Source organism: Candidatus Micrarchaeum sp. (assembly GCF_016806735.1).
Classification (GTDB): Archaea; Micrarchaeota; Micrarchaeia; order Micrarchaeales; family Micrarchaeaceae; genus Micrarchaeum_A; species Micrarchaeum_A acidiphilum_A.
The window spans coordinates 277,286-298,375 of the sequence record NZ_CP060530.1; the positions used below are offsets into that span (position 1 = coordinate 277,286).

At 46.8% G+C, this 21,090-nt stretch carries 24 protein-coding genes and 1 tRNA gene; 13 read left to right on the top strand and 12 right to left on the bottom strand.

Annotated elements, in window-relative coordinates:
- Positions 1 to 8 precede the first annotated feature (8 nt).
- A complete protein-coding gene (locus Micr_RS01485) occupies positions 9 to 533 on the top strand; it encodes a hypothetical protein (RefSeq protein ID WP_203134894.1) in 525 nt (174 codons plus the stop codon).
- A 331-nt stretch (positions 534 to 864) separates the two neighbouring features.
- Here the strand turns inward: Micr_RS01485 and Micr_RS01490 are convergent, their stop codons facing one another.
- Entirely contained in the window at positions 865 to 2,253 is a 1,389-nt protein-coding gene (locus Micr_RS01490) for a winged helix-turn-helix transcriptional regulator (protein ID WP_203134895.1), read from the bottom strand.
- 196 nt (positions 2,254 to 2,449) lie between these two features.
- Here Micr_RS01490 and Micr_RS01495 point away from each other — a divergent pair, with 196 nt between their 5' ends.
- From Micr_RS01495 to Micr_RS01510, 4 genes are read left to right on the top strand one after another with little or no spacing between them, the layout of a single operon-like run.
- Positions 2,450 to 2,602, top strand: coding sequence for a hypothetical protein (locus Micr_RS01495; protein WP_203134896.1), 153 nt, complete (start codon positions 2,450 to 2,452; stop codon positions 2,600 to 2,602).
- Positions 2,602 to 2,904, top strand: coding sequence for a hypothetical protein (locus Micr_RS01500; RefSeq protein WP_203134897.1), 303 nt, complete (start codon positions 2,602 to 2,604; stop codon positions 2,902 to 2,904). The genes Micr_RS01495 and Micr_RS01500 overlap by 1 nt, the downstream gene beginning before the upstream one ends.
- The gene (locus tag Micr_RS01505) at positions 2,901 to 3,041 is read left to right on the top strand and encodes a hypothetical protein (protein WP_203134898.1); all 141 of its coding nucleotides are present in this window, start codon (positions 2,901 to 2,903) and stop codon (positions 3,039 to 3,041) included. The genes Micr_RS01500 and Micr_RS01505 overlap by 4 nt, the downstream gene beginning before the upstream one ends.
- Before the next feature lie 13 nt (positions 3,042 to 3,054).
- On the top strand, positions 3,055 to 3,198 hold the full coding sequence (locus tag Micr_RS01510; RefSeq protein ID WP_203134899.1) for a hypothetical protein: 144 nt from the start codon (positions 3,055 to 3,057) through the stop codon (positions 3,196 to 3,198).
- 85 nt (positions 3,199 to 3,283) lie between these two features.
- On the opposite strand, the gene prf1 is transcribed toward Micr_RS01510, so the two are convergent.
- Complete coding sequence (gene prf1, locus Micr_RS01515; RefSeq protein ID WP_203134900.1) at positions 3,284 to 4,480, bottom strand: peptide chain release factor aRF-1; 1,197 nt, start codon at positions 4,478 to 4,480, stop codon at positions 3,284 to 3,286.
- A 91-nt stretch (positions 4,481 to 4,571) separates the two neighbouring features.
- Positions 4,572 to 5,876 (bottom strand): serine--tRNA ligase, encoded by a 1,305-nt coding sequence (gene serS / locus Micr_RS01520; RefSeq protein ID WP_203134901.1) that lies wholly within the window; start codon positions 5,874 to 5,876, stop codon positions 4,572 to 4,574.
- 246 nt (positions 5,877 to 6,122) lie between these two features.
- Here serS and Micr_RS01525 point away from each other — a divergent pair.
- Positions 6,123 to 6,208 (top strand) — tRNA-Leu (locus tag Micr_RS01525).
- Positions 6,209 to 6,366: 158 nt separating this feature from the next.
- Here Micr_RS01525 and Micr_RS01530 read toward each other — a convergent pair.
- Both Micr_RS01530 and Micr_RS01535 read right to left on the bottom strand, forming a co-directional pair.
- Positions 6,367 to 6,759, bottom strand: a complete 393-nt coding sequence (locus tag Micr_RS01530; protein WP_203134902.1) for a hypothetical protein — start codon at positions 6,757 to 6,759, stop codon at positions 6,367 to 6,369.
- An 8-nt stretch (positions 6,760 to 6,767) separates the two neighbouring features.
- Complete coding sequence (locus Micr_RS01535; protein WP_203134903.1) at positions 6,768 to 7,034, bottom strand: hypothetical protein; 267 nt, start codon at positions 7,032 to 7,034, stop codon at positions 6,768 to 6,770.
- Between the two features lie 134 nt (positions 7,035 to 7,168).
- Between Micr_RS01535 and Micr_RS01540 the strand changes: the two genes are divergently transcribed.
- Together Micr_RS01540 and Micr_RS01545 are read left to right on the top strand one after the other, a co-directional pair.
- Entirely contained in the window at positions 7,169 to 8,539 is a 1,371-nt protein-coding gene (locus Micr_RS01540; protein WP_203134904.1) for an MFS transporter, read from the top strand.
- A gap of 2 nt (positions 8,540 to 8,541) precedes the next feature.
- Complete coding sequence (locus Micr_RS01545) at positions 8,542 to 9,315, top strand: alpha/beta fold hydrolase (RefSeq protein ID WP_203134905.1); 774 nt, start codon at positions 8,542 to 8,544, stop codon at positions 9,313 to 9,315.
- Here the strand turns inward: Micr_RS01545 and prpB are convergent, their stop codons facing one another.
- Positions 9,316 to 10,209: a methylisocitrate lyase gene (gene prpB / locus Micr_RS01550; RefSeq protein WP_203134906.1), complete on the bottom strand. Its 894-nt coding sequence runs from the start codon at positions 10,207 to 10,209 to the stop codon at positions 9,316 to 9,318.
- A 136-nt stretch (positions 10,210 to 10,345) separates the two neighbouring features.
- On the opposite strand from prpB, the gene Micr_RS01555 reads away from it, so the two are divergent.
- Both Micr_RS01555 and Micr_RS01560 read left to right on the top strand, forming a co-directional pair.
- Entirely contained in the window at positions 10,346 to 10,672 is a 327-nt protein-coding gene (locus tag Micr_RS01555; RefSeq protein WP_203134907.1) for a tRNA-binding protein, read from the top strand.
- A 34-nt stretch (positions 10,673 to 10,706) separates the two neighbouring features.
- On the top strand, positions 10,707 to 12,089 hold the full coding sequence (locus tag Micr_RS01560) for an APC family permease (protein ID WP_203134908.1): 1,383 nt from the start codon (positions 10,707 to 10,709) through the stop codon (positions 12,087 to 12,089).
- Positions 12,090 to 12,246: 157 nt separating this feature from the next.
- Here the strand turns inward: Micr_RS01560 and Micr_RS01565 are convergent, their stop codons facing one another.
- The 3 genes from Micr_RS01565 to Micr_RS01575 are packed head-to-tail and all read right to left on the bottom strand — an operon-like array spanning position 12,247 to position 15,346.
- The gene (locus Micr_RS01565; protein ID WP_203134909.1) at positions 12,247 to 12,849 is read right to left on the bottom strand and encodes a tRNA (adenine-N1)-methyltransferase; all 603 of its coding nucleotides are present in this window, start codon (positions 12,847 to 12,849) and stop codon (positions 12,247 to 12,249) included.
- On the bottom strand, positions 12,839 to 15,085 hold the full coding sequence (gene topA / locus Micr_RS01570; RefSeq protein ID WP_203134910.1) for a DNA topoisomerase I: 2,247 nt from the start codon (positions 15,083 to 15,085) through the stop codon (positions 12,839 to 12,841). The genes Micr_RS01565 and topA overlap by 11 nt, the downstream gene beginning before the upstream one ends.
- Before the next feature lie 18 nt (positions 15,086 to 15,103).
- Positions 15,104 to 15,346 (bottom strand): hypothetical protein, encoded by a 243-nt coding sequence (locus Micr_RS01575; RefSeq protein WP_203134911.1) that lies wholly within the window; start codon positions 15,344 to 15,346, stop codon positions 15,104 to 15,106.
- A 17-nt stretch (positions 15,347 to 15,363) separates the two neighbouring features.
- On the opposite strand from Micr_RS01575, the gene Micr_RS01580 reads away from it, so the two are divergent.
- Positions 15,364 to 15,729: an EamA family transporter gene (locus Micr_RS01580; RefSeq protein WP_203134912.1), complete on the top strand. Its 366-nt coding sequence runs from the start codon at positions 15,364 to 15,366 to the stop codon at positions 15,727 to 15,729.
- A gap of 4 nt (positions 15,730 to 15,733) precedes the next feature.
- Positions 15,734 to 16,060 (top strand): EamA family transporter, encoded by a 327-nt coding sequence (locus Micr_RS01585; RefSeq protein ID WP_203134913.1) that lies wholly within the window; start codon positions 15,734 to 15,736, stop codon positions 16,058 to 16,060.
- 33 nt (positions 16,061 to 16,093) lie between these two features.
- Here the strand turns inward: Micr_RS01585 and Micr_RS01590 are convergent, their stop codons facing one another.
- From Micr_RS01590 to Micr_RS01600, 3 genes are all read right to left on the bottom strand, one after another.
- Complete coding sequence (locus Micr_RS01590; RefSeq protein ID WP_203134914.1) at positions 16,094 to 16,663, bottom strand: hypothetical protein; 570 nt, start codon at positions 16,661 to 16,663, stop codon at positions 16,094 to 16,096.
- A gap of 9 nt (positions 16,664 to 16,672) precedes the next feature.
- A complete protein-coding gene (locus tag Micr_RS01595) occupies positions 16,673 to 17,140 on the bottom strand; it encodes a 30S ribosomal protein S15 (RefSeq protein WP_203134915.1) in 468 nt (155 codons plus the stop codon).
- Between the two features lie 76 nt (positions 17,141 to 17,216).
- Complete coding sequence (locus Micr_RS01600) at positions 17,217 to 19,658, bottom strand: valine--tRNA ligase (RefSeq protein ID WP_203134916.1); 2,442 nt, start codon at positions 19,656 to 19,658, stop codon at positions 17,217 to 17,219.
- Between the two features lie 214 nt (positions 19,659 to 19,872).
- On the opposite strand from Micr_RS01600, the gene Micr_RS01605 reads away from it, so the two are divergent.
- Positions 19,873 to 21,066, top strand: a complete 1,194-nt coding sequence (locus Micr_RS01605; RefSeq protein WP_203134917.1) for an RNA-guided endonuclease InsQ/TnpB family protein — start codon at positions 19,873 to 19,875, stop codon at positions 21,064 to 21,066.
- Positions 21,067 to 21,090 lie beyond the last annotated feature (24 nt).

The window sequence follows — 21,090 nt, forward strand, 5'->3', positions numbered from 1 at the left end:
GCCCAGCCGTGAAGCAAAAGGCCGCTCCCGCAGACAATTCCAAGAAATACATCGCCATAATCGGGGCCATAATAATAGTGATAATATTCGCCGGGGCCATAGTCTTCGGCCTCAAGTCCCAGGCTCCTCCATCGCCACAGGCAAGCCTTTCGGCATTTGAGCATAATTTCGAAAGCGCCAACGCAATAGGCGTATACGCCACATACACGACCAACGCTTCGTTTTCCGATGTGATAGGCTGCTCCACTGCACTGGTGGAAGCAATAGCCGGGAAGAGCGCAATACACAAGAGCTACTCCCAGATACGCTATTTCGTGATAAACCAGACATCGTGCACGTCTGCCACTCTTGGCCCGAACGCGACAACGAGCGTTGGGACTATAGGCAACTGCACTGCGTTCAGCGCAAGCCATCCCAGCATATTCGTAAACTACAGCACTTTCACGAAGACCTTAATAAGGCCTGACGCGCTTTACTTCTACGGAAACTCGACAAGTTTGCTGGAATGCGGAATAGCAAGCCAGATCTCTTAAGGCATGGTTTTTTGGGCCGCAGGTGCCATTTACTTGCATATCATGGCAAATTAAGAAATGTATTTAAACCTTTATATTAAATTTTCAATAGAAGTTTATAATACGAAGGTGAAAAAATGATGGGAGGAAGTCAGTAAATGGATATATAGCCCATGTTTAATATTGTTGAAAAAGCTCTGGGCTCTGCGTTCTCTTTCTAAGGGGTGCGGAATATTTTCCTTGAATTCCCTATCTACGGCATTCTCTCTCTGTAATTCTGCGTTATAACTGGTTTCTTAATCATTGATCGCTGGCTCTATTGGCGATCCGGATAAAATGGAGTTGCACATAATCACTGTGATTCTTCTGTATTCTTTCCTTCCTGTTTCTTAGCGTCAGCGCTTTCCATATCCATTAGCCTCTTGTAGGTCATGGATTCGCTCATCTTGAACCGCCTGTAGCCAAGGCTGCCCACCAGCACCCTGGTTATGAGCGATGTTCTCACTTCGCTGCCCCTGGCAGTGCCGGCTACCTCTCCCTGGAGCTTCTCGAGCTCGCCTTCGTCGAATATGGGTGCCAGCAGCAGGAAACCGTATGGTGCAGATACGTCTTCAACCTGTGCGTACTTGTCGCAGGGGTGAAGCGATTCCTCTATGACAGTGCGCAGGTATTCCTTCCTGTAGCGGTTGAAAATGGATATGTCCTTCTGGACAACGTAGAAAAAGGCCACATACCTCATCGGCAGGTATCCCATGGCTATCGTAGGCCTCTTTATTGTCCTTCTTTCGAGCAGCCTCTCGAAAGTGTAGTAGGCGTTGCCGCTTTTGAGGTTGTACAGCCTGTCTATGTCGCTGAACTTTATGCTCGCATCGTGGTTAAGCTCCTTCATGACTGCATATTCGCTCTCGAGCAGCTGGTCCTTGGCCCTCCTCGGCGTCTCCCTGCTCCTGTGCCACACCTTCTCCTTCATGAGGTTGAAGAATTCGTCCCGGAAAGGTATGTACCACGTCTCCGATTCGGACGTGTAGCCTATGTTCCATATCGCCTTGCAGTTGCTGAATATGGGGTTGCTCCTCATCTCGTATATTAGGTTTTCTAGAGTTACGTTGTTCTCGGCAAGCAGGTATATCAGCACGCTGTAGTGGCCGCTGAGCGAGGCCACGAACTGGATCCTTGGCTCGCTGCTGAAGAGCTTCTCCATGTCTTCCTGGCTGGGCGCTCCCCTTATGAACCTTATTGTTATGAAGTATCTTTCGAATCCGAAGGTGCCCGGCCTGAGCTCTATGGTATATCTTATGCTGTACAGCCTTTCGAGCTTCTTTATCCTGTATTCCACTGTGTTTGGATTGAGGTCCAGCTTTTTCGATATGGAATAAGAAGAAGCCTTGGAATCCATGCTTATCTCTGTAAGTATTGCCCTGTCCACGGAATCCGGATATATGAGCTCTGCAACCTCGGACGGCCTTTCGGTCTCCTTTCCAGATTTTATATATTCCTCAAGGCTCCTGGCCCTGGTATTCAGGAATCTGTGCCTGGCTTCCGAGAAGTTTCCCCTGCTGTCCGCCTTTCCCAAATAGAAGGATATCTTTTTCTGCCCGTACTCTCCGCTCTCGAAAGCATACTCGTATATGTAATAGCCTCCCCTTATCAATTTTACCTCTATGTGGTATTTCGACTTGGCCCTCAGCCTCTCGACCAGCTTCCTGACGTTTTCGGGCAGCTCCTTTTTGGCGTTTCTCATCTTAATATATAAAGATTATGATAAATATAAATTTATTACTATTATTGAAATAAAGCTTTAAATAATCCTAAAATTACGAATTTACGAATTTTAATTAAATATTTTAGTTATCATATATAATGAAATGTTTAAAATATCACGAATGGTATTTATACTTGTAAGTGCATAGTATATATCGAGCCAGGGGGTAGAAAAAATGGAAGAGAAATCAGAAACATTAGGTTACGATTTTTCTTATCCCGAGTTTTACCCCACCAATAACGCCCTCTGGCTTCCCACCCCTAAAAAGCGCATGTCGCTTTTCGCTTCTGTTTCTTCATTCATGCTTAACTTCTTAAGGCGCATATAATGAATGGAAATAAAAAGAATAACTATAGACAGTATGGTCTTGATGTCGTTTCAGACGACATGCACGGGTTCTTCTTCATAAAGCCAAAGGAGGGCACCAGCGCTAACGAGCTTGCGAGCAAGCTGATAGGCATAGATGGCCTTGAAGAGGTCAGGGTCAGGGAAGGCACGATAGGCTACAGCGTACTTGCCAAGTTCAAGGATGTCCAGTATTCGGAAATAGAAAATAAGATGCCCAAGGCCGCAGGCCAGCAATACGGCAGGTTCGTCAGCGCAATGAAACTCAAAAACGCGATGAAATGAAAACGCTAAATCCGTTCAGGGGAAGGCTTTCAAGGTCCGTAATGGAGCTTATGGAAAGCGACCCTGAAATAAGGGAGCAGTTCGAAAGGCTTCAGCTTATGGTAATAAAGAAATACATGGCTTCTTCGAAGCATTGAATCGGTGTTGTTTATGATAAACCCTATAAAAGCGATAAAACACAGGCAGCTTGATAAGTTTCTGGAGAACGATTCCAGGAACCAGAGGCCGGTTGCAATGGTAAAGGAGAGCGCCAACGTATACAAGTTCGTCTGGGCCGACGAGAAAAGCCAATAATCTCCTCTTTCTAAATCTTTTACAAATTCTTATCCCAAAAGAAAGATAAACGCGGATGCGATCTTGATGTCGCATCCATAACCGATTACTTGTATCTTAGCAGTGCGGCTATTCCGCCAAATCCAAGCAGCAGCTCCTTGCCGTACTGGCTGTCCGAAGATATAAAAGATATTTGCACTCCTAGCTTGTCGGCCATGTCGACGAGCTCTTCCACGGCGTCATGCTCCTCGACTATTGTGAGGTTGCCTCCGTCATCGTGCTTCGTCTGCCTCTGGTTTCCCTGCTCCAGCGCGTCAAATTCCGCATTGCATGTATTGCACTTATAATGCACCTTGTAGAGCTCAAGATCGTCGCTTATTATGAGCGTTGCCACGTTGTTTGACTGCAGAGCCTTCTTTACTTTCTCGTAGCCGCTTGTTGCCAGCCCGTTCCTGGAAATTTCGCTAAGGAACCTCCCCATTACCTTTTGCTCCTGTATTGCTTGCTGCTCTGAGAGCAGCTCTTTTGCCTGCTCTAGCAGCTCCCTGAATCCGGCATTTTCATCGGTATAGCCTGTGTTGAAGACGCCCAATACCTTTATCTGGTAGTTGAGATTCTTGGACTTGACGAAGTCCTCCTTGGCAGGGCCAGGCCCTCCAACAACCAATCCCTTGAGCTTGAATTCGTGCTTTATGAAAAGGTCGTTTATGGTCTCTGCCACTGCCTTGTAATAATCATCTATGCTTTCTTCCCTTGCCCTGTCGTACCTTGCTGCCGACTGGCCTCCCTTATGCACCTTTTGATGGGCGAAAGACCTTAGCTTCTTGTCAACTATGAACTGCGATCCGGCAAGCACTCCTACCGTAGCCTCTGAGCCGTCCATTATCACTATTCCGTACTTGTCCGTAGTTTCCATCATGCGCTCTACGGGCTCCAAAAGGAACGTAGAGTCGCATCGGTATATGTTTACCTTTATTGGCTCAGGTGGCTCCATTGAGAAAAGCTCAATATCCGGCTTGGACTGCTCGTTGCTTATGTTTCCGCAGAATACGGCCAATCCCTTTTCCGGAGCCACTTTGTACATCTTTAAATACTGCATTATCTTTTCCAGCGCGCTTTGCACGTTAAGCCTTGTTGTCTTTGACTTTATGTTCGAAGCCTGGCCGTGCTCGTCCCTGAGCTTCGCTACCTCGTCGCTTATCGGGAAGCCCGGAGGCACGTAGACGCTTATGAGCTCAGTGCCCGAGCCCTTCACCGAAGCGAGCCTTTTGAGCTCCTTCTTTATGTGGTATTCCTCTTTCATCAAAAGCACTGCAATTCCGCAAGCCCTGCAATTAAGCCAATAAGCCGAGGTGGCAGGCTGCGCTATCCTTTCTCATGGAAGCAATAAAATACTAACCTTTTTTGCCTATAACGTCCTTGTGCATATACGGCACAAGCGCCTTTGGCACGGTTATCGTTCCGTCTCCGTTGTAGTAGTTCTCGGTTATGGCAACTATGATTCTCGAAATCGCCAGGGCGGTGCTGTTAAGCGTATGTACGTACCTGCGCTCCCCGCTTTCGTCGTATTTTATGTCAAGCCTTAGGCTCTGCCAGTCCGTGCAGTTCGAGCACGAAACTATCTCCCTGTATTTTCCCTGCCCCGGCATATAAGCCTCTATGTCGTTCTTCTTTGCGGCGACCACTCCAATATCTCCGGTGCATATGTCTATTACGTGGTAAGGTATGCCGAGCTTCTGCACGAGATCCTCGGAATTGGCGAGCAGCTCGTCGTAATACTTCCACGACTCTTCAGGCTTTGAAAATATGAACTGCTCCAGCTTGTAGAACTGGTGCACCCTGAATATTCCCTTTGTATCCTTTCCGTGCGATCCGGCTTCTCTCCTGAATGCCGGGCTTATCCCGACATACCTGAGCGGGAGTTCCTTCGCGCTGAAAACCTCGCCCGAATGCATTGCAGCCATTGGGTGCTCTGCAGTGGATATCATGTAAAGGTCTTCTTCCATCTTTTCATAATCGCCTATATCATTGACGTCAGCCGGGTCTGTTACCTTGTACAGCTGCTCCTCGAAATCTCCAAGCGCAGTGACGGATTTGTAATACTCCCTCTTCATCATCAGCGGCGGCGCTATCGGCGTATAGCCCTTCTTTGCGAGCTCGTCAAGCCCGAAGCTTATCAGCGCGTGCTCAAGGAGCGCTATGTCTCCCTTAAGAAAATAGAATCTTGCCCCAGAAATCTTGGCAGCGCGCTCTATGTCTATCAATCCCATGCCTCCAAGTATCTCCTCATGCCCCTTGTCTATCCTTTTCGTGGCGTCGCCCCATCTTCGTATCTCTACGTTGTTTTCGTCGCTCGCGCCGTAGGGCACGCTTTCGTGAAGCACGTTTGGCATGTTCAAGAGAAGGTTCTCGATTTTTTTCTGCATCCCGTCAATATCCTTTTCGAGTTCCTGCATGCGGTCTTTCATATCCGCGACCTGCTTTATCTGCTCATTCGCTTCCTTGCCCTCTTTCTTGAGCTTTGCAACCTCCATGCTGATTTTATTCCTTTTCGTCTGCATTTCCTGCAGCTCCGTCTTGGAGGCTCTCCACTGCTCGTCGAGCTTTAGCAAATCGTCTATCGGATAATTGCTGCGCCTTTTCTCCAGCGAAGCCCTTATCTCCTGTATGTGATCCCTTACATATTTCGTCGTTATCATAAAATCATCATCAAGCGTGCATAGCGTACCTATAAGCACTGGATTCATTTGCATTGAAAAATATAAAAACGAGATTGCGGAAGCTGAACAAGCATAAGAATAACTTCACGCGAATTTTGGTGATTGGTACACATCACTCACAATATTGGTGTTGAAGTGCAACATATAAAGCCTTTTCGTGCAGCAAAATGCAGCGCATGCGTTAGCTAATTATACTTTGTGTATGTAAATTTTATGCGCTTCAGTGCAGGGATAGCAAAGCCTGGTCAAATGCGACAGGTTCAGGGCCTGTTCTCCTAGCGGGTTCGAGAGTTCAAATCTCTCTCCCTGCATATTCAATTTGCGGCTTCAAGCTGGGTTTCGTAAGGCCAGTATCCAAGCACCGCTATGACCCACACAATTACACACGCAAAGAGGAGCTATACAAGAAAACAGACAACTCCTTTAGCTTGTTTCGGGTCACAAACCCCAAGAGATTGTTGGTAGATAATCACCTGCCACGGTAGTTGAATATCTTATCATAGTCTTCATGGCTTATTATGTCAAGCACGTCTAGCCATATAGAAAGTATCTCAACTTCAGTGTTCTCACGCTGCGGCTGCTTAAGCGTGTATATCATCCTCCAGCCGCCAGAAAGATTAACTTTCCAAAGATTCGTTACGCCATATTCAACGATGTACTTCCTGCCTATTCTATCCTTCGGTATATGTATGCCGAAGTCGTAGTCGCGCTTGAGTATAATTATCTTATCTTCTATTGATCTGAACAAGGTTTGGTTAAACGAACTTTTGATGCCTTTCTTGCGCTCATCTTCAACCAACTTCTTGAGCGCAAGGTAAGCTTCCTTTGCGTCTCCAAGAAGCTTTATTGAGACACGCTTCACAGCAAAGCCTACACCTCCAAGCCTTCTTCTTCCGCTTTCTTCAGCTTCTTGCTTGGGTTGAAAGTCCAGATGAAGCCCTTATTCGTTTCAAGCACAAGGCCCCTCTTTTCCATGTAGTCAAGAGCTAGGTTAAGCGTCGAGCGCATCACCTTTGTGGGCATCCTTGCAAGTATCTGGTTCCTGCTTACAGGGTTGTTAGCTGACCTTACAACATTTTCAATAGCAAGTATGGTCTTAAGCGTAGGATAATGTACTATTTCCCTTTGTACCTGCATAATTTAACACCTAATAAATATATATCCTAATAGATATATAAGCCTTTTTACTTCAAGCAATAAAACAATCCTAGATTTACGACTTTACAAATGCTATTTAAACCTTCTCATAGTATTCTTAATAAGTGGTTTGGATGTCAATGGGTTCAAAAAAATCCGTAAACGTAGGGGATAGACTTGACAGGCTTCCCTTCAGCAGATTTCATCTCAAGTTCCTTTTGCTAATTGCAGGCGGCGAATTCTTCGCCCTGTTCATGATTTTCGGGCAGGGGTCCCTTGCAGTATTGGTTGAGCACGCTCTCGGCCTGAGTGCGGTTGTGGGCACGTTGATAATACCTACATCTTTCTATATGGGAATGCTGGTAGGAACTTTAGTTCTGGGAAGGTTTGCTGATACGCACGGAAGGAGATTTGTATATTTCATGAACCTTGGCATAGTGGCAGTCGCAAGCGTGCTGGCTGCAATAATGCCTAACTACATCCTGATATCCATATTCATTTTCATAATAGGCTTGGGAGTCGGCCCTGAATTGGGCGTAGCAGATACATACGTTAGCGAGGTTATGCCTAAGAATTCAAGGGGTGCCAGGCTCGCTCTTGTATATACAATAGCGGTAATAGGTGCACCTGTGGCCTCGCTCGTCATGTACGGGCTTTCAGGATTCAACCTTGACCTGAGCTGGAGAATTACGCTGATAATCGTAGCTGCGGGCTCTACAATAATGTGGATACTAAGGCGTAAAATAATAGAGTCCCCGAGATGGCTCGAAGGAAAAGGAATGAAGAAGCAGGCTGACGATGAAACCACAATGATAGAAAAGAGGGTAATGAAATATAACCATCTCAGGAAGCTGCCAAACATAGTCCATACTACTGAAGTTGTTCCTCACAAGAAGGTCGGATGGGGAGAGCTGTTCTCTAAGAAGCTTAGGCTTAGGACTATAATGATAATAATATTCCAGTATGCACAGAGCGGAGCAGCATTCACTTTCAACGTTTTGGTCCCGCTGTTCTTCGTAGATAAAGGATACACGATAACATCCTCAATATTATTTACGATGATAATATTCTCGGGATTCGTTGTGGGAAGCATATTCAACATAGGGATAGTAGACAAGATCGAAAGGAAGTATGGCATAGTGATTTTCATACTTGCTGCAGGAATCTTGGGCCTGCTGTTCGCTGTGACATCAAACCTATACCTGATGCTGGCTCTTGGATTCTTCATACAGTTCTCATTCTGGAACATGAGCAACTTCTTCCACCAGTACCAGGCTGAGATATTCCCGACGAAGCTCAGGGGCAGCGCCACAGGTCTGGGCCAGTCAATAAATGCCCTTGCTTCGGCTACGGTGCCGTTGTTCATGGTGGCATTGGTGATTAGCCATGGACTGCTGGTTACTTTCGTTGGCATATTCATAATGATAGCAATAGTCATTGCTGACATAATGCTGATAGGCCCGAAGAGCTCGAAGATGCACCTCGAAGACATATCAAACATGTGACAATGCCTAAGAATGCCTATGTGGATTTGGGCGGTGGAGTCGTTCTCCACTGCAATATTTCAAATGCCCGCAGCGGCAGCACTCTTTTGCTCATACACGGCTGGGCAGGCTCATCGAAAATATGGTCGAAATACATAAAGAAGAACAAGGCATCATTCAACATCCTCGCAATCGACATTAAGGGCTTCGGCAATTCCAGCAAGCCAAAGTCCGGATACGGGCTTCCAAGGCTCGCAGACGAAGTCTATGCGGCTTCAAAGCGCCTGGGTGTGAAAAATGCTGTGGTAGTTGGGCATTCAATGGGTGGCCAGGTAGCGATGTATCTGGCGATTAGGCACAGCGCTTTCGTGAAGAAGCTCGTAGTTGTAGACTCCGCGGAAAAGCCCTCGAAGCTTGTCCCAGGGTGGATTATGGAAGCTAAAAAGGACTACAAAGCTTTGATAAAGGGCGTAGTCCCAAGCCTTTTTGACAATATCTCCAAAGCCGAGCTCAGCATTTTTATGAGAGAAGGGCTTAAGATGACAAGGAATTCCGTAATCGGCACGCTGAACGGCATAATGCGCATCTCTCTTGACGACAAGCTTTCGCGCATAAAATGCCCTTCCCTGTTGATATTCGGAATACACGATAAGAACCGAAGCATAGAGGAGCTGAGGCTCCTGAGCAAAAAGCTTAACGGCTCAAAGCTCGTAATAATAAAACACAGCAAGCACTGCCCAATGTACGAAAATGTCGTAGATTTCAGCAAGGCCCTGAATCAGTTCGCGAAAATCTGATTATTTTATGTGCCTTGAAATTTCGTCATCCTCCTTTTCGTACTCATCGTAGCCTATTATGTCGTAGAATTTTTCCCTCTGCATTATACTGTCCAGCATGTCCTTCTGCGTCCCTTTGGAACGAAGCTCGCCATATACTTTTTCCATTGTGGAGAGCGTGGATCTGAAGGCAGTTAGCGGGAATATGACAATCTTGTAGCCTATTTTTTCCAGTTCTCCTGCGGAAAGCAGAGGGCTTTTGCCGTATTCTGTCATGTTTGCGAGAAGAGGCGCCTTTATCTTCCTTGCGCATTCCTCAAACTCCTCTTTAGATTCCAAAGCCTCGACAAATATAGCATCGGCTCCGTGCCTGACATACCCATTGGCACGCACTATAGCCGCATCAAGCCCTTCTACTGCTCGCGAATCCGTTCTTGCTATTATGACGAAATCCTTGTTTTTTCTGGCCGAAACCGCTGCATCAAGTTTTTCAGTCATCTCGTCTTCTGGCACGATTACCTTTCCGTTCAGGTGCCCGCACTTCTTCGGAAGTTTTTGGTCTTCGATGTGCATTCCTGCGCCGCCGGCCCTTTCCAATTCCCTGACAGTCCTTATAACATTCAAGGGCTCTCCAAATCCAGTATCAACGTCAACTATCAACGGGCTTTTGCTGACGGCTACTATGTTGCGTACGGAATGCAGCACCTCATCCATCGTCGTAACGGATAGGTCGGGCAATCCCATCACTCCGGCTATCCCAGAGCCTGAGAGATACAGGGCATTAAATCCCGCTTTTTCAGCAATGATTGCCGATATCCCATCAAAAACCCCTGGGGCTATTATTATTTCCTTGGAATCGAGAAACTTCCTCAATCCTGCAGGCCCGGAATTTATATTATCCCTTAAAATCGACATCCAAACACCCGTGCATATATACGCTTGCGGCTGTAATGCTTTTATCACTATTGGCATAAGGCCCAGAATGGATTGCTGCAAAAAGCTTTTGTAATTTTATTACAATGATATGGTGTTTACGACAAAATGTGGTTTCATGATAACATACCAGGATTTCGAAAAGGTAGAAATGCGCGTGGGCGTAATAACAAAAGTTGAAGATTTTCCAGAAGCGCGAAAACCTGCGTACAAGCTTACCCTGGATTTTGGAAACGATATAGGTATCAAGCATTCATCTGCACAGATAACAAATTATCCAAAGGAAGAGCTCGTGGGAAGAAAAGTCGTTGCCGTGGTCAATTTCCCTCCGAAGCAGGTTGCCAATTTCATATCCGAAGTTCTTGTTCTTGGAGCCGTTACTGAAAAAGGGATTGTTCTGCTCGGCGTTTCCCAAGATGCACCGATAGGGAGCAGAATAGCCTAACGGCTAATAAGCTTAAGCGAGCAAGTGTGTATCGATGAATACGCTATCGAGATCCGTAACGCTTACGCAGGCGCTCATGATAAATCTCGGCGCCATAATAGGCGCAGGAATATTCGTGATAATAGGCGTTGCCATAGGGCACGCAGGCCCATCGATAATAATATCGATAATATTATCTGCAATCATAGCCATACTGACTGGATTGAGCTTTGCGGAGATAGCAAGGCACGTAGCCAAAGAGGGCGGCGTCTACGAATACGCCAAAGAGTCATTCAGGCCGTTCGCCGGATTCATAGGCGGCTGGCTCTGGACATTCGGCAACATAATAGCAATAGCTGCGGTTTCGATAAGCATGGGCGGCTACGTCAACATACTTTTTTCCACCCATATAAATACCGTCTATTTTGCAATTGCAGCAATAATAGCGTTCTCGGTAATAAACATACTAGGAATAAAAAACTCGGCCAAGACGATATCTGCATTTGTTGTGATAAACCTTGCCGTACTGCTTATATTCATAGTTTCAGGGCTTAGCAGCTTCCATCTCTCCAACTTTTCCAATTTCGCGCCAAACGGCATGACTGGCACCATAGCCGGTGCCGCGATAATATTCTTCGCATTTACAGGATTCTCCAGGGTGACTACAATAAGCGACGAGGTCAAGGACCCTGAGAAAACAATACCGAAGGCGATAATACTTTCCATAATAATATCGACGGTAATATACATTGCAGTCGCAATCGTTGCCGTGGGCCTTGTTCCTTATTCCAATCTTGCAAGTTCAGCGGCTCCGCTGTCAACTGCCATAAAGAGCATGCACGACAGCATACTTGCAATCATCATCGCTTTCGGCGGCGTGACTGCCACTGCAGGAGTCATACTCACCGGAGTTCTAGGCACTTCAAGGGTTTTCTTTGCGCTTGGCAGGGATAAGGAACTTCCTGGATTCTTATCCTATATAGACAGATTTTCAACTCCGATCAATGCAATAATTGTATCAGCTGTTTTGTCAATAATCTTTCTGCTTCTTGTATCGTTCGGAACTATAGTCGATTCGTCCAATGCTGCAGTTCTTAGCGCATACTTCATAATAAACGTATCCGCAATATACTTCTACTACAACCTAAAGAAAAAGCAGCAGCAGGAAAAAAGGTATATTCCGGTAGTTTCTATAGCTGGCATATTCGGCATACTGCTTATAGTCGCATATCTGGACATAGTAAGCCTGGAGTTTCTTTTCGGAATAGCTGCTGTCGGGACTATATATTATGTCCTGAGGAATGCCCCTATTGGCGAACTGAAGGATTGGCGCAGGCACATACACGTTCCGCGTCGCAGTGCCGTAAGGGCATTCGGCCCGTCGAGGCAGGAGGTTTCGACTGCAATTCAGCAACCGCAGCAGCAGCAAAAGCCGTAGTGATCTAAAAGTGCCAGAATTAAGAAAAAAAGCAAAGCTTTATATATGTTCGGGTATAAATTCCCTACGCTAATATGCTTTTTCTATAACAACCCTATTCTCATCCACCCGGGGCGTATGGAAACATACGCCTCAACCCCACTTATAAAATAATGTCTTATTGTGCACGCTCTGCTTTAGCTTCGTGCATCATGCCTTTTTTTGCAAATACCAAATATGCCGTATGCCACACGCCCTTTGTGGAAGGCCTCATTCCTTCGGGCCTGACCAGCATGTCCCTCAATATGCATTCGTAGGTTCTTATGTCGGTAAACCCGCTCTTTTCAAGCTTTGCCGCGAATTTCACCACCTGCTCCATGTGCGGCGTATATCCAACAATGACTCCATTTTCCTTCAGCGCTTTCCTGGCCCGTGGTATGGCCTTTTCTGAGCTGGGCATGTCAAGGGTAATTATGTCGACATTCTTCTCCTTGAGATCTTTGGTTATATCGCCGTGCCTTATCTCCAGGTTTTGCAGGTTCTCCATTGCCTTGTTTTTTTCGGCTATCTTTATGAAGTCCTCCCTTAGCTCATAGCTTATCACTTTCTTGGCTATTCTGGCAAGGCCGACGGCAAGCCATCCGCTTCCAGTGCCCGCATCCACGCATACGCTTTCCCTGTTCACTCCAGAGTAAGCTATTATTATCCCTATGTCCTTTGGCAGTATCACCTGCGGCGCTCTCTTCATCTTATTGTACGGTTCCGGCAGGTCAATTCTCATTGGTTTCGCCTTGTTTATTTTTATCCGATTTCTTTTGTGTTTTCTTTTTCTGCGGTGCCTTTTTCGCCTTTCTTTTCGGCGCCACTACCTTTGGCTTGGCTGCCTTCTTTGCTGCTTTCTTAGGTTCCGGGCTTTCCTCCTTCTGAGGTATTTGAGGTGTTTTTTGTTCTGCCGTCTGGCCTTCTTCGCTGCTCTTGCTCCTGAACGTTACCGGCCTGTTCGGACACTGCGGATCCAGGTCCATTTCAAAAGGCCTCATTCCCTTCCTTATCACTTTAACTATGGGTGTATGGCAGTATTCGCATACTCTGCCAGTGGGCACTATCTTAGCCTTCTGGACGAGCGGATAAGTGTTGGTGCATTTCGGATAATTGGTGCACGCGACGAACTGTTTGCCTATCCTTGAATGCCTTATTATGAGATCTCCGGTGCCGCACTTCGGGCATTTGCCGAGAATGCTGGCCTCCATAAAACCCACCTTTAGGTCATTCGATACCTGCTGCATGTTCTTATCGAAAGTTTCCAGCGCGTTGAGAAGCATCTTCTTGCCCTGCTCCAATACCTCTGCTTCGCTCTTCTTGCGCTCGGATATCTCTTCCATGTCGTCCTCAAGCTCCTTTGTAGTTTTCTCGTCGAGTATCATAGGGCAGTTCTTCAGCAATGAGTTGTAGACGCTCATCCCGAAGCTCGTAACCGATATGCTTGAGCCCTCAACATATTCCCTCCTGAAAAGCGTATCGACTATGCTTGCCCTAGTGGCCTTGGTGCCAAGCCCCTTGCGCTCAAGCTCGGCTATTATGCCCGCTTTGGTGTATCTCTTAGGTGGCTTAGTCTTAAGGCTATCCATCTTTATGCCTTCGGCTTTGTGCATACTGCCTTCTGTGAAATTTGCGACTGTCTTCTCTTCTATTGAAGCGTATCTGTAATAATCAAGCCATGCCCTCTCCTTTATCGTGGCTCCGGAAGCCGAGTATTTTTCTCCACCTATGTCGGCTTCTACCTTAACCCTGGCAACGCTTGCAGGCGCGGCAAAGCACGAAAGGAATCTCCTGGTTATGAGATCGTAGACCTCTTCCTCCTGCTTTGATAGATCCCTGGGTCTTACTCCAGTTGGGAATATGGCTGGGTGGGCTTCGTCGGTCTTCTTGCCTTCAAGCGGCTTGAACCTATTCTCCGAAGTTAAGTTTCGGGAGATTTCGGCATATTCGGGGTTTTCTCCCAGCGACTTTATTATTCCAGGAAGGCCTAGGGTATAAGGCAACTTCTGTGAAGATGTCCTCGGGTAAGAAATATAAGAGCGCTCGTAAAGCTTCTGGGCTATCGAGAGCGTCAGCGACGGATCCAATCTGAAGACTCTGCTGGCTTCGAGCTGGAGCGACGTCAGGTCAAATGGGGGATAAGGCCAGCGCGGCTCATCCTTTGAAACTACCCTGGTTATTTTTGCTTCGTCCTTTGCCTTCATGCTTTCTTCGTAAGCCTTTTCTGCGACTGCCTTGTCTTTCATGTCGCCCCTTGTGTTTGCGAACTCTGTGCCGTCTATTACTGCGGTGACGCGCCAGAACGGTTCTGGCCTGAATTCGGAAATCTCATTTTCCCTCCTGGCTAGTATCGCAAGGGTGGGTCCCTGTACCCTTCCTATGCTGAGCGCTTTGCCCCCTCCAGCGCTGCCAAGCGCCTGTGTGAGCGCCCTGCTTAGGTTTATGCCCCATATCCAGTCAAGCATGTGCCTGGTCTCTCCAGCGTAGAAGTTTTCCAGGTCCAGCTCTGACATGTTATTGTAAGAATCTAGCAAATCTTTTGTGGTGGTTGTCGAATACTTCATCCTCTTAGCGTAGGACCTTAGCTTATCTACTGGCTGCTTAGTGACCTCCTTTATTATGTTTGTTCCTATTACCGTGCCCTCTATGTCGTAGTCGCACGCGTTTATGAAGTACGAGCACTTCTTGGCCACTTCATATATTGTGTCAAGGTACTGCTTCGTGAAGGCAGAGCTCTTGCTTGCGGAATAGGAGGGAGCCCACTCAACGTCAAGCACTGGATAGCCTCTCTTGTAGCCCACCTGCCTTATGGTAAAAAGGTGCCCTACGGCCGGAGCAACATAGATGGTTTCCTCTCCCTTGTCTATCTTGTAATAGCTGGTCTTGCCGTTGGCTACGCGCTTCTGCTCCCCGTTGCCCAGGGACATCGCTATCCTAAGCGCTACGCTTGGCTTTTCTGCTATTATGAGCGTGTTCATGAAAACGGCCTATATAAACTATCTTTTGCTGGCTTTCCTGTTCCTTCTGTTTTTCCTCTTGGCAGAAACGTGCCTCATTTCCGTGGCGTATGGCTTTTCCCTGGAAACCAGCCACGTGTCGATAAATCCAAGAGCTATTGATATAACGGCTCCGGCGTAGAAATAACTGCCTGCCCCATAAAGCATAAATATGGCAATCGTCACTACTATTATTATAACTGTCAGAAGTGAAACTACAAAGGCAGCTGCATTCTCCATCATAACAACTTGTGGTTCGAATGATTACAATATACTTAATCATATTTATAACCCTTATTGCTGCCGTAATAGTATCATTTGCCCAAACGCTGTTCAAATCAGAGCTCGAGAAGGGCAAGATGACAATACCAAAGATAATAAAGTCGCTTTTCACCAACAAGAAGATCCTTTTGGGCATAGCGGCCTATTTCGGGAGCCTTGTAATATACTTGTACGCTCTCTCAAAGGCCCCGCTTTCAGTTGTATATCCGATATTCGCCAGCAGTTTCATATTTGTTGCGCTTTTTTCCGCAAAGTTCCTGAAGGAGCCTCTTAACATCAAAAGGGTCATAGGCATAGCGCTGGTCTTCGCAGGCATAGCGCTTATAGCAGTATCGTACGCGTGATCCCATGGAAAGAAAAAAGGCCGAAAACATAACCATGCTCGTGGGGTCAACATTCCTGGGAGCAGTCGGCCAGATACTCTTCAAATATGCGCTTTCGGTGCATATTCTATATATAATAGGCTTCGGCATACTCGCCTACTTCATATCCACGCTTATTTACTTCTACGTGCTTACAAGGGCAAACCTGAGCTGGGCCTACAGCGTCGGAGGCCTGAGCTACATATTCGCAGTGATTCTTGCGGCTACGCTGCTAGCTGAAAACGTCCCTCCATTGAGATGGGTGGGAGTAATAATAATAACAATAGGCGTGCTTTTTGTCGGAAGCAGCTAAGCCTGTAAAAACAAAAAAAGCGCATAAAGGGCTTTAGCCCTTCACTTCGAACTTCTTTATCTCGACTTTGCTTACGGGGGCTATGTGCGCAACCTTGGCTCCAAGCTCTCCCTGCAGCTTTCCGTCTATCACGCTGTCTATGGCTTCCTTGAGTGTCTTCTCCTTAAAATAAGCCTCCAGGAAAACCTTGGCTTCCTTTCTCATTCCGACTAATTTTGTGTGCGCAGTTCTTCCCCTTGTTATTATGAGGACTTTGGCTACCTCCTTTATGCCGTCGCTCGTAGATACGTTGAAGACGCCGTCGCTGACGCTCTTGTACCTTCTCACAAGGGATCTTATGTAGCTGTAGAGCTGCTCAATCCTGAGCACCTTGGTATGCGCGGCCTCGCCGTTGACATCCGTAACCTTAAGCACGACTTCGGTATAAGCGTGCGATGGGTTGTTGGTTATTGCAGATAGCCCTATCCTTATGTTCCTGCCTACGATGCTGCTTTCGTCGCTGGCAGGCATTTCCGCTATCTGCGCCTCGTTGAATTCCTTCGGGGCGTATACTGTGAACCATTTCTTAAGCTTCCATGTGTCTACGGTTTTTTGAAGTGCCATAAAAATACCTCAGTGGCCCTTTACTAGCAGCTCAGCCTGCTGCGGGTTGTACCTCCACTTCTCTGGAAGGACTCCCTCCCTTATGTAATACTTGGTGAGCCTCCATATCTTGGCCTCTATCCTGTTTAATCTTATCCTGTTGTTCACGTCCTGCTTGTTCTTAGCCATGTGCTTCCTGAGGTTTACCGCCTTCTTCATGAGCTCAAGCATGTCGTATGGCATGCTCTCCTCTATCCCGTTCTCCTTGAGCACCTGCTCCAGCTTCTTGCCCAATATGTGCCTTACATACGGGACGTTGTGCTCCTTCTTGAGCTTCTCTCCTATAAGAGCCGGAGGCATGCCCTGCTTGGCATAGTCAACAGCGAGCTTTATTATCTGCTCCTTGTTCTCCTCAGCTCCTTCTATCTTTGCGCCCTGTTCAAGTATGGGCTTCCTGGACTTGGACTTTCCCTTCTTTTTAGTATGCATCCTTGCCATTGCAACACTCAGTGTGATTTATAAACAAACGTAAGAGCCTTTGAGGTGTAAATATATTTATTGGTTCCTGAAACGCTCAGAATTCAACCTTCACGGAAAACTCCTTCGATTCCTTGATGTCGATCTTTTCCGCCTTGCAAATGCTCTTCAATTCATCCTTCGAGGAATTGACAGTATTATAATATTCCGCAGGAACATTTATATTTATTAGCTTGGCCGATGCGTTGAGGGCCAGCTTGGAATCGCTCTTGCTCTTCCTGACTATCGCTATTATGTCATTCAGAAGGTTTCCTGCGCTGTCTATATCCTCTGCTACGACCCCGCTCTCAAATATGAATCCGTTTATTACGTAGCCGTTTGGCTTGTCCTGGGCTGCGTGCTTCGGGAACTTCTCGAGCATTATGCTGCTCTCGCTGAACATCGCATTTATCTCCTCTGTTGCATGCGGTATTATCGGTGCAAGAGCCTTTAGGGATTCCATGAGAACGTGCCTGAGGGTGAATATCGCTGCGATCTTGCTGCCCTCGCCCTTCTTGCTGGTGTCGTATATCCTGTGCTTTACGTTCTCTATGTAATAGTCGCAGAATTCGTGCCAGAAGAAATTTACCAGCTTGGTGGCTGCATCGTAAATGTTGTATGCCTCGTAATCCTTGTCCGCGCCTTCAAGGACTGCGTTGAGCCTTGTGAGTATCCACGCGTCAAAAATGTTGATGTCGTTGTGCGGTGGCTCTTCAGGGATCTTGTTCTCGCCTATCGCGTTCCTTACGAAAACAGCCGAATTGTAAGCCTTGACTATGAAGCTTTTCGCGTATTTCACATCCTCGTGGGAGAAGACCTTGTCCTTATGCGTGGCTCCGCTGAGCGCAACCCACAGCCTTACGCTGTCTATGGAGTATTGCTTTGCAAGATCCAGCGGGTCAACGCCATTGCCTAAGCTCTTGTGCATCTCCCTTCCGTCAGGGCCCAGCACCATTCCGTGCGTAAGCATTGTCTCAAGGGGCTTGCTCCCGGTTATGGCCCATGTCCTGTATATGGTATAAAATGCCCACGTCCTTATTATGTCAGTTCCCTGTATGCGCACAGCCGGAGGGAACGCCGACTTGAAGAACTCCTTGTCGTCAGGCCATCCGCTTATAAGCATCGGCGTAATTCCCGAATCGACCCACACGTCGCACGTGTTCTTTTCACCCTCTATGTTGGATGATCCGCACTTCGGGCATTTTTCAACAGGGGCCTTTTCGACCGCGGGATTCACTGGCAGCATGGATTCTTCCGGAGCTATGGTTTCGCCGCAATCCGCGCAGTACCAGAACGGTATCGGCGTTCCGAATACCCTGTTTCTTGATATGTTCCAGTCCCACTCTATGAAGTTTGCCCAATCATAAAGCCTTTGCGCAGAGCTTTCGGGTATCCAGTGCATCTGCGACGCCATCTCCTTTATCTTTTCCGAATGCTCCTTGGTTTTAAGGAACCATTGCATTTCGGATATCAGCTCTTCGGGGGTTCCGCATTTGTCGTGAATCTTTACCGTCTGGCTTATCACATCGCTCTTGACCAGCAGATGCGCAGCGTCAAGATCCTTCAGGACCTCCTCGCGAGCCTCATTGACCTTCATTCCTGTGTACTTGCCTGCGTTGAGAAGCCTTCCGTTCTGGTCCTCTGCCCTTATAAGATCCAGCTTGTGCTTGTAATACATCATGACGTCCTGCTTGTCTCCGAATGTGCAAACCATCTCGGCGCCGGTACCAAAATCCTTGTCTACGCTGTCGTCGGCTATTATCTTCACATCCCTGCCTGCCAGCGGCACAGAGACCCTGTGGCCCACCATCTTCTTGTATCTGCTGTCGGAAGGATTTACTGCTACGGCTACGCACGCGTGCATCAATTCCGGCCTTGTCGTGGCTATTATTATGTCCTCTTCAGACTTTCCTGGCGAAGCGAACCTTACATGGCTGAGCTTGGTGTCCCTTTGCTTCTCTTCGGTTTCCTCCCTGGCTATTGAACTGCCGCAGTGCGGGCACCATTCCACGGGATGGTCCGCCCTGTAAACGAACCCTTTGCTGTTCATGAGCAGCAGCGACTTTTGTACCTTGGCTCTGTAGTCTTCCCTCATGGTCGCGTACTCGTAGCGCTCGTCGAATGATGCGCCCAGGTATCTCATCCCCTCCTTGAGAACCTTTATGTTTGAATTTGCCACTTCCACGCATTTGTTGTAGAATTCTTCCCTTGGCATGTTTCTTCCGTATTTCTTTTCAGTTTCTATCTCTGTCGGGAATCCCTGCGTGTCCCATCCCTGCGGGTATAGCACGTTATATCCTTTGGCCCTCCGGTAGCGTGCAATGGCATCGATGTAGCATACCCAATATGCCTGGCCCATGTGCAGGCTTCCTGTTGTGTTCGGCGGAGGGGTGTCTATTACGAATAGGGGTTTTGAAGTTTCATCTTTGTTGAAGTTGAACATCTCGGCCTTTAGCCAGTAATCGTTCCATTTTTCCTCTTCTTTCGGATCATAAGGCAAATAATCACATCGCATGCCGGCAAGAAGCGCGGCTGACAGCTAATATATTTCAGCTATAGATTAAAAATTGTTTGCTGCAACTGCTGCAGCAAACAGAATCAGTCGGTCGTTTTGCTATTTATCAAAGTGAGCGGGAAAACCCACACTCTTCAGAGGTGGGATGAGAGCGAACCGCAGAATAGCAAGGCGTATAAAATTTAATTGCGTAGATAACATGGTCATCTTGAAAAAGACATACAGATATAGGGCGTATCCTTCGCAATCGCAGAAGTCGGCACTCAACCGCCAGATGTACCTATCGAAACAAATTTACAATCTCCTTCTTGAGCAATCACAAAAGCACTTCAAGGAAACTGGAAAGGCGTTCACGAAATACGACATGAACAAATGGATAACAAAACTCAAGAAAAAGAATCCGGAATTCAACGAACTCTATTCGCAGGTCTGCCAGAACATCGCAGACAGGGTTTCAAAGGCATACCAGAACTTCTTCAGGAGAATAAAGGAAAGAAAACATGGAAAGAAAATCAAGGTCGGTTTTCCAAGATCCAAATCATATATATCCTCGCTGACATACCCGCAATCTGGATTCAAACCAGAAAAGAAGAAGGTTTTCATTTCAAAAATCGGAAGAATAAATTTCGTCAATCACAGGGACATGGAGGGAAAGATAAAAACAATGGCGATAAAACAGACAAAATCGCAGGAATGGTATATCACGTTTTCGGTAGAAAATGGGGAAACACCACTGTTCTCGAACAATAAACCACAGGTAGGGATTGACTTGGGGCTCAAAGAATATGCAACCATGTCGGACGGAACGAAGATTCCAAATCCAAGAATCTCGAATAAATCCATAGATAAATTGAAAATGATTCAGAGAAGGCTCTCGAATAAAAATAGGGGAAGCAAGAACAGGAGAAGGGCAAAGATAAAACTTGCGAGGATTTCAGGACACATCGCAAGGCAGCGGGATGACTTCCTTCACAAGACATCCCATCATCTCGTCAATTCATACTCATTAATTGCATACGAGGAACTGAAGATTGCAAATATGATGAAGAATCATCATCTTGCAAGACAGATTACAGATGTTTCTTGGGGGAACTTCATCCAATACCTCTGCTACAAGGCTGAAAGTGCTGGTTGCAGGGTAGTTGGAGTGAATCCAAAGAACACCTCTAGAACGTGCAGTGATTGTGGAAATATACAGGATATTGAATTGAGTGAACGGACATTTCTCTGTCAGAAATGCGGGATGTCAAAGGACAGAGATTTGAATGCCTCAATAAATATCCTGACTACCGCAGGACTTGCGGGAAGTAACGCCTCTGGAGACGTTGTAAGACCTCAGCTACAGGAGGCAGCCGTCGTTGAATCAGGAACTATACTTGGTGGTTCAAGATGACCAATCAAAAAGCCACTATTGGAA

Excerpts from the sequence above, each read along its gene's own strand:
- Micr_RS01490 (WP_203134895.1), bottom strand. The coding sequence starts at position 2,253 with ATGAGAAACGCCAAAAAGGAGCTGCCCGAAAACGTCAGGAAGCTGGTC.
- Micr_RS01495 (WP_203134896.1), top strand. The coding sequence starts at position 2,450 with ATGGAAGAGAAATCAGAAACATTAGGTTACGATTTTTCTTATCCCGAG.
- Micr_RS01500 (WP_203134897.1), top strand. The coding sequence starts at position 2,602 with ATGAATGGAAATAAAAAGAATAACTATAGACAGTATGGTCTTGATGTC.
- Micr_RS01505 (WP_203134898.1), top strand. The coding sequence starts at position 2,901 with ATGAAAACGCTAAATCCGTTCAGGGGAAGGCTTTCAAGGTCCGTAATG.
- Micr_RS01510 (WP_203134899.1), top strand. The coding sequence starts at position 3,055 with ATGATAAACCCTATAAAAGCGATAAAACACAGGCAGCTTGATAAGTTT.
- prf1 (WP_203134900.1), bottom strand. The coding sequence starts at position 4,480 with ATGAAAGAGGAATACCACATAAAGAAGGAGCTCAAAAGGCTCGCTTCG.
- serS (WP_203134901.1), bottom strand. The coding sequence starts at position 5,876 with ATGATAACGACGAAATATGTAAGGGATCACATACAGGAGATAAGGGCT.
- Micr_RS01535 (WP_203134903.1), bottom strand. The coding sequence starts at position 7,034 with ATGCAGGTACAAAGGGAAATAGTACATTATCCTACGCTTAAGACCATA.
- Micr_RS01540 (WP_203134904.1), top strand. The coding sequence starts at position 7,169 with ATGTCAATGGGTTCAAAAAAATCCGTAAACGTAGGGGATAGACTTGAC.
- Micr_RS01545 (WP_203134905.1), top strand. The coding sequence starts at position 8,542 with ATGCCTAAGAATGCCTATGTGGATTTGGGCGGTGGAGTCGTTCTCCAC.
- prpB (WP_203134906.1), bottom strand. The coding sequence starts at position 10,209 with ATGTCGATTTTAAGGGATAATATAAATTCCGGGCCTGCAGGATTGAGG.
- Micr_RS01555 (WP_203134907.1), top strand. The coding sequence starts at position 10,346 with ATGATAACATACCAGGATTTCGAAAAGGTAGAAATGCGCGTGGGCGTA.
- Micr_RS01560 (WP_203134908.1), top strand. The coding sequence starts at position 10,707 with ATGAATACGCTATCGAGATCCGTAACGCTTACGCAGGCGCTCATGATA.
- Micr_RS01565 (WP_203134909.1), bottom strand. The coding sequence starts at position 12,849 with ATGAGAATTGACCTGCCGGAACCGTACAATAAGATGAAGAGAGCGCCG.
- topA (WP_203134910.1), bottom strand. The coding sequence starts at position 15,085 with ATGAACACGCTCATAATAGCAGAAAAGCCAAGCGTAGCGCTTAGGATA.
- Micr_RS01575 (WP_203134911.1), bottom strand. The coding sequence starts at position 15,346 with ATGATGGAGAATGCAGCTGCCTTTGTAGTTTCACTTCTGACAGTTATA.
- Micr_RS01580 (WP_203134912.1), top strand. The coding sequence starts at position 15,364 with ATGATTACAATATACTTAATCATATTTATAACCCTTATTGCTGCCGTA.
- Micr_RS01585 (WP_203134913.1), top strand. The coding sequence starts at position 15,734 with ATGGAAAGAAAAAAGGCCGAAAACATAACCATGCTCGTGGGGTCAACA.
- Micr_RS01590 (WP_203134914.1), bottom strand. The coding sequence starts at position 16,663 with ATGGCACTTCAAAAAACCGTAGACACATGGAAGCTTAAGAAATGGTTC.
- Micr_RS01595 (WP_203134915.1), bottom strand. The coding sequence starts at position 17,140 with ATGGCAAGGATGCATACTAAAAAGAAGGGAAAGTCCAAGTCCAGGAAG.
- Micr_RS01605 (WP_203134917.1), top strand. The coding sequence starts at position 19,873 with ATGGTCATCTTGAAAAAGACATACAGATATAGGGCGTATCCTTCGCAA.